General features: G+C 42.7%; 12 protein-coding genes. 5 read left to right on the top strand and 7 right to left on the bottom strand.

Translation table 11 applies throughout. The features are described 5' to 3' along the window. On the top strand, positions 1–837 hold an 837-nt coding region (locus SOHN41_RS01625; protein ID WP_139058312.1), incomplete at its 5' end, for an IS3 family transposase. Positions 838–899: 62 nt separating this feature from the next. Here SOHN41_RS01625 and lgt read toward each other — a convergent pair. From lgt to SOHN41_RS01605, 4 genes are all read right to left on the bottom strand, one after another. Next, positions 900–1679, bottom strand: coding sequence for a prolipoprotein diacylglyceryl transferase (gene lgt / locus SOHN41_RS01620; RefSeq protein WP_007644851.1), 780 nt, complete (start codon positions 1677–1679; stop codon positions 900–902). 191 nt (positions 1680–1870) lie between these two features. Next, the gene (locus SOHN41_RS01615) at positions 1871–2353 is read right to left on the bottom strand and encodes a cupin domain-containing protein (protein ID WP_007644849.1); all 483 of its coding nucleotides are present in this window, start codon (positions 2351–2353) and stop codon (positions 1871–1873) included. 127 nt (positions 2354–2480) lie between these two features. Beyond that, complete coding sequence (locus tag SOHN41_RS01610) at positions 2481–4661, bottom strand: OsmC domain/YcaO domain-containing protein (RefSeq protein WP_007644846.1); 2181 nt, start codon at positions 4659–4661, stop codon at positions 2481–2483. A gap of 178 nt (positions 4662–4839) precedes the next feature. Beyond that, positions 4840–5082, bottom strand: a complete 243-nt coding sequence (locus SOHN41_RS01605) for a hypothetical protein (protein WP_007644844.1) — start codon at positions 5080–5082, stop codon at positions 4840–4842. Between the two features lie 279 nt (positions 5083–5361). Between SOHN41_RS01605 and SOHN41_RS01600 the strand changes: the two genes are divergently transcribed. The 3 genes from SOHN41_RS01600 to SOHN41_RS01590 all read left to right on the top strand — a co-directional run bounded on the left by SOHN41_RS01600 (position 5362) and on the right by SOHN41_RS01590 (position 7422). Beyond that, a complete protein-coding gene (locus SOHN41_RS01600) occupies positions 5362–6054 on the top strand; it encodes a hypothetical protein (RefSeq protein ID WP_007644842.1) in 693 nt (230 codons plus the stop codon). 47 nt (positions 6055–6101) lie between these two features. Continuing rightward, entirely contained in the window at positions 6102–7046 is a 945-nt protein-coding gene (locus SOHN41_RS01595) for a hypothetical protein (RefSeq protein ID WP_007644841.1), read from the top strand. A gap of 130 nt (positions 7047–7176) precedes the next feature. Beyond that, positions 7177–7422 carry a DUF3297 family protein gene (locus tag SOHN41_RS01590; protein ID WP_007644840.1) on the top strand — a complete coding sequence of 82 codons (246 nt, stop codon included), beginning with the start codon at positions 7177–7179 and terminating at the stop codon, positions 7420–7422. A gap of 91 nt (positions 7423–7513) precedes the next feature. On the opposite strand, the gene thrS is transcribed toward SOHN41_RS01590, so the two are convergent. Beyond that, the gene (thrS, locus tag SOHN41_RS01585; protein ID WP_272941513.1) at positions 7514–8713 is read right to left on the bottom strand and encodes a threonine--tRNA ligase; all 1200 of its coding nucleotides are present in this window, start codon (positions 8711–8713) and stop codon (positions 7514–7516) included. A gap of 947 nt (positions 8714–9660) precedes the next feature. Here thrS and SOHN41_RS01580 point away from each other — a divergent pair. Then, a complete protein-coding gene (locus tag SOHN41_RS01580) occupies positions 9661–10518 on the top strand; it encodes a DNA adenine methylase (protein ID WP_007644838.1) in 858 nt (285 codons plus the stop codon). 16 nt (positions 10519–10534) lie between these two features. On the opposite strand, the gene SOHN41_RS01575 is transcribed toward SOHN41_RS01580, so the two are convergent. Beyond that, entirely contained in the window at positions 10535–11914 is a 1380-nt protein-coding gene (locus SOHN41_RS01575) for a DNA double-strand break repair nuclease NurA (RefSeq protein WP_007644837.1), read from the bottom strand. A 3-nt stretch (positions 11915–11917) separates the two neighbouring features. Further along, positions 11918–13990: an ATP-binding protein gene (locus SOHN41_RS01570; protein ID WP_007644835.1), complete on the bottom strand. Its 2073-nt coding sequence runs from the start codon at positions 13988–13990 to the stop codon at positions 11918–11920. Positions 13991–14142 lie beyond the last annotated feature (152 nt).

Below are 14142 nucleotides of genomic sequence, written 5' to 3'. Positions count from 1 at the left end.
AAAGCCATTGAGGCGAAAGACATCACGGGATTAACCGTGACCAAGGCGTGTCGCTATTTGGGGATGTCGCGCCAAGCTTACTATCAGCAAGGCGCTCGCCAGCAGAGGCAAGCTCTGCATGATTCAAGCGTGCTGCACTTTGTCCGCCATGCACGTCTGAGCCAGCCGCGCATCGGTTGTCGAAAGCTGAAATACTTGATGGCGCAACACGCCTTGTCGATAGGTCGAGATAAGCTGTTTACCCTGCTGCGCGTGCATCGGCTATTGGTTGCAACCAAGCGTGCATATCATCGCACCACGAACAGTCATCATCGGTTTCGTTGCCATCCTAATTTACTGAAATCAGGGTATAAAGCGACCAAGCCGGAGCAGTTATGGGTGGCAGATATCACCTACTTACCGACGCAACGCGGTGAAAGTTACCTGAGTTTGATAACGGATGCCTACTCACGCAAAATCGTGGGCTTCCATGTGGCAGATAATATGCGCACGGCGTCGGTGAAACAGGCGTTTACACAAGCACTTAAGCAGCGGCGTGGAGCAGAAGCGTTAATTCATCATTCGGACAGGGGCTCGCAGTACTGCTCGGATGAATATCAGCAACTGCATCGACAATATGGTGTCCGATGTTCAATGACCGATGGTTATGACTGCTATCAAAATGCCCTCGCAGAGCGGGTTAACGGCATCCTCAAAAACGAGTATTTACTGAGCCAACCCAAGGATTTAAGGGAGGCGAGGAAAATGGTTGCAGAGTCGGTGGCGATATATAATCGCAAACGGCCGCATCTGGCCTTAAAATACAAAACGCCCGATGAAGTACATCAGGCGTTTTAAAGGAAATAAGTGTCAACTTATTTCAGGACTAGACACTTGCTCTTATACCAATCCCATTAAACTTAGGCGCGCTTGTTTCGATACGCCAAGAACAATAGGACTATCCCTACGGCTAAGAAAGGTAGGCTGAGAAGTTGCCCCGCACTTAAGATAGTTTCAGCATAGGCCGCTTGGCTGACTTTAATCGATTCAATCGCAATGCGCGCACTAAATACCGACACCAGAAACAGGCCAAAGATTGCGCCATGCTTTTGTTTAACTTGAGTAAAACTATAAATGGCATACAGGCCAATAAAGATAGCTAAGTAGGCAAAAGCCTCATAGAGCTGCGCCGGATGCCTTGGCAGCATATCAACACGGGCAAAAATGATCCCCCACGGCTGGGTGGTTGGCTCACCTAAAATTTCCGAATTGGCAAAGTTGGCCATACGCACAAAAAAGCCAAAAATGGCCGTGGCAATCGCCAACCGATCCAATAGAAACAGGAAAGGGAGTTTCACTTTACGCTGATAGTAGTAAAGCGCCAGAATCGCCCCTAAACCGCCACCATGGCTGGCTAGTCCGCCTTCCCAAATCGCCAAAATCTTAAGCGGATGGGAGAAGTAATAGCCGGGATCGTAAAAAATACAATGGGCCAGTCTGGCGCCAACAATGATGCCAACCACACAATAAATCAATAGATTATCAAGGGATTCAAGGTCGAGCCCCTCCTTGATATAAATCCGCTTCATCACCTGAAAACCAGCGGTGATAGCCACGGCAAACAAGACTCCATACCAATGTATTTTGAGGCCCATAAACGAGACCAATACAGGATCGAGTTCCCACACTAAGTGTTCCAAATTCAATTACTCCATAACACTTGGTACATAGAGGTACACTAAAAGGCCTGTTTTACGTGGTTAAATGCCAATAGACAAGCCCCATTTAGCCACGGCGCCTAATCATTCAACAGCGTCGGGCGAAGGTTAACGCAACAACTGTAAATGCAACCGCTGTTAACACATCTGTAGCTAACATCAGTGCATTAAGTTTAATCACGCTCACTTTTACTCAGGCGCAGAATAATATCCCTATGCAGGGGATATTGCGCTAATAAATGTTCTTGGCTAAATAACTCAAAGTCATCGAAGGTAAAACCGGGCGATACCATACAACCTACCAGTGAAAACCCTGGCTGATTCATGGCCGAACCGAAAATACAGCCCTTAGGCACTAAAAATTGTGGCCGCTCGCCCGCAGCCAAATCTAAGCCTAATTGCGCCGTTGTCAGCTCTCCCTCGGGGGAAATCATATAGATAGTCAACGATTGGCCCGCATGGAAATACCACATCTCGTCGGCCGTGAGTCGATGAAAATGTGACACTTCGCCCGTTCGCAGTAAAAAATAAATGCTGCTCCAGAGGGCACGAGTCGAGTCGTGCTGCATAGCGGAGCGGTAGGAAGATCGATAATAGCCCCCCTCGATATGCTGCTCTAATTCTAAAAGCGTAATAAAATCATCGGCTGTGTGCATACTAAAAACCTAAATAGAAATAACATCCTAGGAACGAGTTCCTCAGTGTACTCGAAACTCAACCATTAAAAAGCGAACCCTTAGGTCCGCTTTTAGTGCAATATTTCAGTAAAATCACTGCGTTAGTTTACAGTTTTGCCCTTCGAGCCTGATGCAGTTTCTTATAGCTTTCAATTAACCTTAGGTGTGGCTCAATCCCTTCGAGCTGCATGCTGGTCTTAGTTAAACCGCTGAAACGCACTTTGCCAGTAACGCTGCCGACCACTTGTTCCATCACTTCCTCGCCAAACATGCGGGTAAAGTTATGGCTAAAGTCTTCGAGCGCTAAGTCTTCATCAAGCGTGACTTCCAGCACCGCACTCATCGCTTGGTAGAACAGGTTGCGCTTCACGGTATTGTCGTTAAATTGCAGGAACTCACCGACCAGTTCGAGTGCCTCTTCCTGTTCGCCAAGCGCTAGATAAATCAGGATCTTAAGTTCGATAATGGTCAACTTACCCCAAACGGTGTTTTCATCGAAGACGATGCCAATCAGGGTGCGAATATCGGTGTAGTTATCGAGCTGACTCTCCTCTAAACGATTCACTAAACTGACCAATTGCTTGGTGCTTAAGGAATGCAGATTCAGAATATCTTCACGGTAAGCCAGTGCCTTGTTGGTGTTATCCCAAATCAAGTCTTCAACTGGATAAACCTCTGAGTAATCAGGGACTAAAATTCGGCAAGCCGAAGCATCTAGGTCAGTAAACTCGGCGATATACGCCTCTTTACCTAGGTCCTCTAAGATACCAAATAACCGATCCGCTTCCTCTTCGTTGGTGCCCGAAAAATCCCATTCGCAGAACTCATAGTCATGCTTGCTGCTAAAGAAGCGCCAGGAGATCACCCCCGTTGAGTCGATAAAGTGCTCGACAAAGTTTTCAGGCTCACTCACCGCCATGCTGTTAAAGGTCGGTTTTGGCACATCGTTTAAGCCTTCGAAGCTGCGGCCCTGTAGCAACTCGGTTAAGCTGCGCTCCAGTGCCACTTCAAAGCTTGGGTGGGCACCGAATGAAGCGAATACACCGCCGGTTTTGGGGTTCATTAGGGTCACACACATCACAGGGAACTGGCCGCCGAGGGAGGCATCCTTCACTACCACAGGGAAGCCCTGCTCCTCTAAGCCTTTAATGCCAGCAAGAATACTGGGGTATTTTTCTAACACTGCCATTGGCACGTCTGGCAGCACAATTTCCTGCTCGATAATTTGGCGTTTAACCGCGCGCTCGAAAATTTCCGATAAGCATTGTACATGGGCTTCGTTAAGGTTATTCCCCGCGCTCATGCCATTGCTTAAGAATAGGTTTTCAATCAGGTTCGATGGAAAATACACAGTCTCGCCATCGGATTTACGCTTGTATGGAATCGCACAGATACCACGGTCGATATTGCCCGAGTTAGTGTCGATCAAATGCGAGCCGCATAGCTCCTCATCGGGGTTGTAAATCTCGAGGCAGTAGTCATCTAACAGGCCCGCTGGCAAAGCGTCATCTTCCTCTAACGCAAACCATTTTTCATTGGGATAATGCACAAATTCGCTATTGGCGATTTCAGTACCAAAGAATTGATCGTTATAGAAAAAGTTGTTATTTAACCGCTCGATAAACTCACCGAGGGCCGAGCACAACGCGCTCTCTTTAGTCGCGCCTTTACCATTGGTGAAACACATGGGCGATGCGGCGTCGCGGATATGCAGTGACCAAACATTCGGCACAATATTGCGCCAGGATGAGATTTCAATCTTCATTCCGAGCTTGGCGAGCATGGCCGTCATATTGGCAATAGTTTGCTCCAGCGGCAGATCTTTACCCAGAATATAGGTGCTCGATGTGCCATCGCCCTGCCCCATCAGCATGGCATTGGCGTCTGAATCGAGGTTTTCAACGATTTGGATCTTAAATTCTGGCCCTGTTTGCACCACTTTTTTCACTGTGCAGCGGTCAATCGAGCGCAAAATACCTTCGCGGTCCTTGTCCGAAATATCGCTAGGCAACTCAACATTGATCTGGAAAATCTGATTGTAACGATCCTCAGGATCGACAATATTATTCTGCGACAGGCGAATATTATCCGTTGGAATATCACGGGCGTTGCAATACACCTTGACGAAATAGGCCGCGCAAAGGGCTGACGACGCTAAGAAATAATCAAAGGGACCAGGGGCAGAACCATCACCTTTATAACGGATCGGCTGATCGGCGGTGACGGTAAAATCATCAAACTTGGCTTCAAGTCTAAGATTGTCGAGAAAATTAACTTTGATTTCCATTGAATATGATTTCCACTAAATATGCGAGTCTGTGCAGCCCATCGACCAACCTGCGGGATTGATCATGAGTGAGAATGGTGAATTATCGGTGTTTTTCGCCCATTAGTCTTGGGTTAATTATGTTAAAAAACTACCAAAGGGAAGTTTAATGCTTCAAAAGGGAGTCAATCAGCCTAAGCTAAGACTTTGCACCATCTTGCTTATTCGCCTCTCGCCTCATCAGTAAAAAGGTGAGATACATTTTAGTCGGTAAAGATAACACCATGCCTAAGGCCACACACAGGGCGCTGATAATAATCCCCTTTACCCCCATGGCTTCGACGGTCTCATTAAAGTTATGCAGGTAAATGCCCAGCAAAATTAGGCAAACACCCGCACTAATACACACTTTAAGGAGCAAAATCAGCCTGTCATTCGTCACTATTGCGCCCTTACTCTTAGCCGTTATTTACATCAGATTTAACGAATATAATGAGCTTATTTTTCGAGTGAAGCCTTGATTAAGATCAAAGTAAAACCCGCGTGTGCTAATGCTATTTCCCGCCTTAAATAAATATACAACTCATAATTTCACATTCAAAAACAAATAATTAGAAAAATATAATTAACCAATTTCGAATTATTACATTAACTTTACAATCTGCTTTTATTTGAATTACTATGCCGCTGCTAACAAAACATGTTCAAACAAAGGAATAACATGAACAACAAATCGATTCTCCTCGTCCTGACTTTCGCCACTATGTTACTGGGTGGTTGTGCCACAAAAATGCAAGCCGTTGTCCCCCTAGACGCCAATATGCTTAAGAATAAAGAGAGTAAAGTTGGTGTCATCATGTCCGATGTTGCCACTCCTGAAACCTTTATTACAGGAGCAAATTGCCTACTTTGCTATGCGGCAGCAGCTGCGGCCAACTCTTCTTTAGATAGCCATCTCAAAACGATTCCCGTCGATGACATTAAAAACTTAAAAGCAGAAATAACTCAATTACTGCTTGAAAAAGGGGTAACCGCAGTCGCCCTAGAGGGTGAGATCGATGTCGATAAATTAAAGAAGACTAAATCGAAGGAGCTAAATATTGCGCCAAGGGACTTCTCAAGTTACAAGGCTAATGGCATCAATTATCTATTGGTGATAGAAGTCACTCAAGTTGGGGCATATAGAGCTTACTCATCGTATGTGCCAACCATGGACCCGGTTGCAACCTTCTCAGGCTTGGCCTACATAGTCGACTTATCGAACAATAAATATATCTTGTACAAACCTTTTAATAATAGAAAAGCCTCAGATCTAGAATGGGATGAGCCACCGACTTTCCCTGGACTCACCAATTCACTCTATGAAGTGATTGCAACGGGTAAAGATGCTATCAAGGCAAACCTAGCACTCTAATTTATTAAGGGGGGCTTGCCTCCCTTTCTCTTAACAGTGGCCATCCCATGATTAGAATTCTATTAACCTGCTGTATATCGTTCATTTTATGCGCCTGCAGCACACATACACCTAAAGGTTATGTCAAGCTCATCGACAACCGAACTGCATTAAAAGAAAACAGCCAGCTGTATGTCAAAGTACCAGAAGGTACTGCCATTATCATAGGTAAAGCAGAACCCAATGCGGGTAATGTCGATCACTCCAGTATTCTTTATCCTGCAATTACCCCTGTCGATTTTTTTGCCGCTGTTATCACCCATGCAGCCATTACCGAATCAGTCAAAAATAATAAGAAAAATCAGGCGCAAGATGAAGCCGATATGGTCGTTATCCCCTACCGCCCTTTTATTAAAGATGTCGCTAATCAAGCATTAATCACGCAGCTGTCAGACATCGCACTCTCACGCGGCTTTCACCTAAAGCCTTACCAAGAAAGCCAATCTGATAATGATATAGTGCTCGACATAACACCTATTTATCTGCTCAATCAAAAACAAAATACCCTGACCCTAAGAACTCAATTTTTGGTTTATCACAGGAAAAATGAAACTGTCGCCCCACAGAAGCGAGCAATGTTATATCAAAATCAGATCGAGATTTTGTCTCCTATCATACAGAGTGACAATCCTGCCGATTATTGGCTAAACAATAATGGCGAGAAACTTATCGAGACCATGCGTAATTTGCTTTCTGAAACCTTGGCCCTAGGCGCATTTCAAATCAGCTCCAACGAGCAAGCCATTAACAAGGGTAACGAGCAGAATTTTCGTTATGATGATGGTGATATAGTCGCCTTTGAACGAGCAAGCATAGTCGCTGAAGACTGTGAGCATATCGTCATTCACACCCTTAGGGGATGGCTAAAATCAATTCCCACTGGACGTATTCAAGGGCCGCACCCTTGCCCAAACAGCCAAGAAGCGAAAATCAATACACCTATGCTTAACTAATACCTACGGATGGGAAAGAGAATCCGTATTTCCCAATGCAACGAGTTGGGGGATTCCTGCTTGAGCAAGGCCACTGTATTGCCTACAATAGCGCACGCTTTTTCACTATAGACAACGACAGATAACGACCATGACAGACACAACTTCACTACCCGCTTTACCGGATCGCCTTTCGGTCAATCCACGCAGTCCACATCATGTTGCAGAAATTTTCGAGCATGACATAGGTATTAGAGTCAACGGCAAAGAGCGTTTTGATGTCGAAGAGTATTGTATCAGTGAAGGTTGGGTAAAAATCCCCTCTAAATCCTTGGACCGTCGCGGCCAACCACTGCTGTTAACCGTAAAAGGCACAGTTGAAGCGTTTTATCGTTAAGCTTTAGCGCAAATAGCGAGATTATAAAATGAGTAAAAGGCTAGCTATGGTAAATAGCTAGCCTTATGTAACAAACTCAGTCTTCCTTAGGTTATTGTTTGCGAACTAGTTTATCCGCAAGATAATCAGCTAATTCAGCAAGAGGGATGTGAGTCATAACACCGTCTTTGCGGCACTTAACTGCAACCCTATTTTCAGCCTCTTCCTTATCTCCAACCGTTAAGATGTAAGGCACCTTTTGCTTATGAAAGCGTTTCATTTTGCGGGCAACTGAGTTTTGACTGATATCAACCAACACTCGCATGTCTCGTGCTAAACATAGTGCCTCTAGCTGGCGGACAAATTGGCTGTTTGACTCATTCACTGAGGCGATAGCGACAGGTACAGGATGTAACCAATCCGGGAGATTGCCCTGTGATACTTCCAAGAGAATACCCATCCAACGCTCGATAGAGCCATACATAGCTTGGTGCATAATCACTGGCCGTTCGAATTCACCTTGCTCATTGGTGTAGTGAACATCGAATCTTTCAGGCAAATTAAAATCAAACTGGATAGTGCCACACTGCCAGCGTCTTCCTATAGAATCTGTCAGTGACAGTTCAATTTTGGGACCATAGAAAGCCCCTTCGCCAGCTTGATACTCGGCATCAAAGCCCTCAATCTGGCAGGCTGAATCCAGTAGCTTTTGTGCTCGGCTCCATTGCTCATCGCTGCCTAATGCCTTCGCAGGTTTAGTCGATATTTTCACTTCTAAATTATGGTAGCCGTAATCAGCATAGACCTGCTTTGCCCGTTGGAGAAAACCACGTATCTCCTCCTCTGCCTGAGACCAACAGCAAAAAACATGGGCATCATCCTGAGTGAACTGGCGGGCGCGCAGACAACCATTTAACGAGCCAGAGGATTCATTACGGTGCACTAAGCCAAACTCAAATAGCCGCAGTGGCAAATCTCTATGGCTATGCACCCCGCGCTTAAACAACAAAATATGGGCAGGACAAGACATAGGTTTTAACACATATTCATCGATGTTTTCCTTGCCACCACCGAAAAACATGTTGTCTGCAAACATGTCCATATGCCCAGACGTTTGCCATAGCTCCTTCTTCATAAAAACAGGTGTGTTCACCTCTTCAAAACCATTGCGGCGGTACACGCGCCTCATGTGCTCTTGAATATCTCGGAATAACGCCCAGCCATTAGGGTGCCAAAAAATCATGCCTGGCGCCTGCGGTTCAGAGTGAAACAGGTCAAGTTGTTCTGCAATTTCGCGATGTGTTTTCATCATTCTCTCCTGAGTTAAATCTGAGCGAAATACAAAACCAAGGTATAAAAAAACCCTCTGGCGATTTCGCTCAGAGGGTTTTTTTAAAGACGCAAAAAACTACCCCCCGAGAATTCTCGTGGTGGTAGTGGTGGTGTTAATTGCGCTTACGTATATTTTGTTCATGGGCCAGTAATAACAAATCAACCCTATCGCAGCAAGCATTTTGTTTATAAATGCCACAGTATCACTGTTGGCCTCTAGTCACTTGCCTGTCGTCCATAGACATAAAGAGAACAGAGTGAACTTAAATCGCTCTAGCTAATGACACTGGAGTAAAAACAGTATGGTGAAACGGGATCTGAACCATCTTTTATGCTTCATCACCAACACGAAGCTAGCTTTACCCTAATCGCAGGCCGCCCTCCCCTCGCTTTTGCATAGTCGCTAACGCACTGCGTTTAAGCTAAGACAGCCTCTGCCACAAGTCATTCTTTAAAATCAGTTTTGTGATAAAACGCATTGATTAAACCGCATAGAGCAGGTTAAAGTGAGACCACTAAGGAAAAGCAGAGCCACACTCGGACGCCAAAATCGAGCACGCTATTTAGGGAAGAAGAAGCAAATCAACAATCTGCATCTAAACTCTTAAAAGTCATCCTGTCACCACTTTCCAAAGTTTATAAGTTAATTTTATTCGCGGGTTATATCATTGGATTGACTGTTAACCCGCTTTATTTCAGGGACGTAAATGGCAGACTTCGGCAGCAATCTTTTATCCTAAGAGATACTTATCTCAGGTCTTTTTGTCGCCATAGCGTTTTTCCTAGTGTAAACAATCAAACCATCATTAAGGTAACATGTTGAAAAAATGACTCTATATAACAAGAACGGAAAACAGCTTAGGTAACGAGTTGGATTGAAACATATCAAAATGTTAAGATAAGACTCTAGTTATCATGGAGCAATAAATGCCAGTTACACAAACTCCTCTTCGCTATCCTGGAGGAAAAACAGCAATAACCCCAATGGTTAACACTTTTATTCATTACAACGGATTAAAAGGCTGCCATTATGCAGAACCCTATGCTGGAGGGGCGGGGTTAGCTTTAGCTTTGCTATTCAAGGGAGCTGTTTCTCATATTCATTTAAATGACTTTGATCGTTCTGTATGGGCATTTTGGCATTCCATTCTTTATCGTACCGATGAGTTTTTAGAGTTGATTGATACAACAGAAATAACAATTGCAGAATGGCATAAGCAAAAAGCTATTCAAAATGATAAAGAACACATTGATGAGTTAATTCTTGGCTTCTCTTCATTTTTCCTAAACAGAACCAATCGTTCAGGAATTATAGATAAGGCAGGAGTCATTGGAGGGTTCGAACAAAAAAGCAAATATCCATTAGACTGTCGTTTTAACAAAGAAAATTTAAAAGCTAAGATTAGAAAAATAGCCTCATACAGAGAAAATATTCATATTTACCATTTAGATGCATTAGAGTTTATTGAAAAAATTGATTTAAAAAAAGAAAATGTATTTTTCTGTATTGACCCACCATACTTTGTGAAAGGCCAAAGTCTTTATACAAACTTCTATGAACAAAATGACCATATCTTTTTAGCCAAAAGAATTGCTAAAATAAAGTCAAAATGGATACTTACATACGATTATACTGACTTTATAAAATCACTTTACACCTCATTCCGTCAGTTTTCATTCAGTTTAAACTACAGTGCTGCTAATAAAAAGAAAGGCACAGAGTTACTAGTTGTAAGCAAGGGTTTTAAAGTACCTGATGAGTTAAAATTAGAAAAAGCGGCTTAATTGCCGCTTCTCTGTTTTAAATCTTAAGCCCTTTCCTCGTTAAGATATCTAACACCTTTCCTCCAGGAACTAAGCTAATCGAAGCGTGGCGGTGAGCCAAAGCTATTGGAACTATAGCGTTATCATATAGTTCAAGCTCGAAGTGAGAAATGACTTTCATGGCTTTACCTAGGTTTTTGTAGTAACGATCTACTTCAATCTTCTTGCTTGCAAAAGAACTTTTTGTTGCTTCTGAAGAACTCTGAGACTTAGATTCAAATGGATAAGGTAATCCAAACACAAAGACCTTTCCGCTGTCAGTCCTGTATATAAAATCCTGTCCATAATATGTTTCATGTCCAAAATTTTCAGATTTTTCTGACCTCGCTGCTATATATTTGTGTCGATACTCATCATCAATGACTCGGAAAGTACCTTTTTCAATATAACGTCCTAAAGCCTTTGCATGTTCAACTGCGGTCCCAGTTTTTTGTATACCTAGCAGCAGTGGAGGCTCAAGGTTCTTTTCTTCCATAAACTTTACAACGGTATCATAAAGTTTCATCAACCTAGCGTGAGTTTTAGCCGGTTGTCCAAATATAGCTAGAGGCCCATCGATAATAAAAGCCATATGGGAAAGAAGTTCAGGATTATGCTTACCAAGCATTCGAATAAACGAGGCTATAATCAAATGCTCCACAACATTCATAAAACGAGTCATGGCTGAGTTGTTTTCACCATGCTCTGAGATTTGCTCATGAATACGGAGACTATCAGTGATGTATACATCCTCACTGCACTGATTACATTTCATAACTTCTTCGTTTCGTTTAAATGCGAAAAGTTGTTCATGTTGGCAAGAAGGACACTTTTTTAATTCGACTTCGTTATCATCTATCGCTAGCAAAGTTCCGACGACATTATATGTCTTGTCATTGGTAAAACTGGTTCTTAAATCAGAAAGCTGCTCATACACCGCTCTTCTAAAGCCATCTTGAACCGTTTTTGCTCCTTTATATCTGATGTTACTACCAGGTAATGTAAAAGATATGGGGTCGCCATTGCGGTGTAGCTCAGCAACTCTAAAAGGATCTACATATCTAGAATTGATTGGCTTTAATCCATCGTAATTATTTACATCGATAATAACTAAGCTATTTTTTACATAACCTATCTGTGTGCTTGGGAACAACCCATTAACAGGTTCAGAATATGGACTAGCATCCGATGCTACAACATGACTTGGCATCCATTCACAACCTTTCCCCAGCCGCATAAAATCAGCGACTATTTTCTTAGCCTCTTCCTCACTTGGAGTAGTAATGGGGTCACAGTTATCTAAGAAGCTTTGCACGTCAGGGTTTTTAATTATATCTGAATGCCCACCTTTACCCGCAAACTGATTACTATATGGCATATATTAGTTTCCTTTCAGTTTGGTGTACTCAGCCTTTAAATCCGCAGGTGTAAATCTGTCTATCTGAGTAGGGATCACATAAGGTGAGGAAAGGGTCTTTATTCTTGCAAAACCAACGTCTTGAGCTGTCTTTAACGATGCATGAAAGTCAGCAAAATCATAAAACTTGCCCAAAGCTCTCAACTCATCTTCATTATTCAAATGCGTTACAAACCAGTTCTCAGTGTTGGCCAAGATATTCGGATGAATTGAAGAAGGTTCTTGAGTCGCGTACACGAATGATATTTTAGCCTTTGCGCCTTCTTTTGCTATTCGTGGCCACACATCCGTAAGCTCACCTTTCTTACCAATTAAGTTATGCGCTTCTTCAACATAAATAACGATGTTTTGAGGAGTTTTACCCTTGTTCATTTCACCAAATGAATTATCAAAAATACGTTGAGCTATTCTTCGAGATAACACTGTCCTTACATCTATAGGGCCAACTGACAAGTCTAAAATGACTATCTTGCCATCTTTTATATGACCAAGGATTTCTTGAATAACATCATTTTGTCTTTTCGGAGAGTGATACTCTACAAATGGAACTATTGCCCGGTACCCTCTAATATTTGTTCCAGTAGCATTTTTCCTCACAAGCACATTCAAATATGCTTCTAAGTTACTATCAATCCAAGATTTTTTACCATCTGTACTTAGTCCAATCTCAGATTTTTTATTGTCATGCTGCTCTCGTTTTAAATCGTAATGGCACTGCCTCGCACTTTCAAACCATGCGGTTGCTTCATCTAAACCAACAGACACCCACGAAATAGTTCCTCTTTTAAAGGTATATGGCCTTTCTGCTCCTGTTACGGCATCTAAAACTTTACCGCTTACGGGAAATTCAACTTTGAAGCCAGACGGAGCCCTATATCCTGCTTGATGCAAAATACAATGAAATACTGCAAGTCTCACGCTCCAGCGAGTCATCGGTGAAGGACCATCTTCCACATCAGGCTTTTCTAGACCGCTTTCAATAAATTGGTTTAGATCGGTCTGACTACTATATGGATCGTTTCGAGTGAGTTGGTGCAACAACGTCAACCCTGCCGCACTGTCCAAATAGAAGTTTGTTCTTAAGTCTTCAAATCCTTCAGTATCAACTGTGCGATATCTTACGCATTCATCTCCGAACACTTCTGCTAATGAGCTTCCATCGTCTTGGTGGTTAGCGTTTGCATATTCACCATTGATATCAAAGATTAATTGGCCGACATCGATCCCATCTTTCGCAGCAGACAAAGCAACAGAGGAGATAGTGTACTTAACGGTATTTGACTTACCCGTTCTGGTCATACCTAGAATGGCCGTTCTTCTTGCTAGAAAGTCTGTAGGTTGAATATAGACTGGAACTTTTTGTTCTGTTTGTGAACGGTGTAATCTGTCGGTGGAAGTATATCTCACAGTGCCAATTTTTATTGGAGAAGGCATTCCTTTAAAGCCAGACTTCTCTGCCTCTTCTTTAGCCTTGTTTTTTACTTCGTCATTTACATGATTAACTATTAACTGTAGAGCTTGGCCCCTTGGCTTAAACACACGTAGTTTATTCGAAGACATATAGTTTTCGACATCACTACCCAAGCGAAGAGAACCTTTTGAATCAATGTAAAAGGTTCCAAGAATTCGGCACTTTAGGCCTCCAGCTTGCAACTCTGAATGAGTTAATACATCCAATCCATCGAGTGAATCGTTAGAGTACCTTTCGTCTTCGGTTCTACGCTGATGGTTCTCAATTCGTGTTTTAATAAAATCATCTTCAAATGGTAAAGTAGATGGTCCCAATACTCGTAGTAGAATTACCTCACGGTCTAGGTCTGTACTATTAGCAATATTTTTAGGGTTGATTGAAGTAGCGACTAAAAAGCTATTGTGGGGTATCCCCGCGACACGCTCTTTAAACGAATCATTGGTAAGTATGGAGGCTTCATTAAAATTCATCGAATATACGTAACCGACGAAGTTATCATCAGGTGATTCCCCTAATAGTTGTACTAACTTGTCGTTAATACCTAACGAATTAGTTATATTTTTCATGCAACTTCCTTAATCAATTATTTATTATTCCCTACTTCAACAAACTCTTCACCTCAGAAAAATTCCATAGTTTATAAATCAAAAGTGAATGTCTATTATTGAAACTATGGTGCCAAAAAATACAATATAATTAAAGACTTTTCTCTTAAGGA

Origin of the sequence: Shewanella sp. HN-41 (genome assembly GCF_000217915.1) — a bacterium.
In the GTDB taxonomy this organism is placed as follows: domain Bacteria; phylum Pseudomonadota; class Gammaproteobacteria; order Enterobacterales; family Shewanellaceae; genus Shewanella.
The sequence above is the reverse complement of the archived record's forward strand: the minus strand, read 5'-3'. Positions and strand labels throughout refer to the sequence as shown.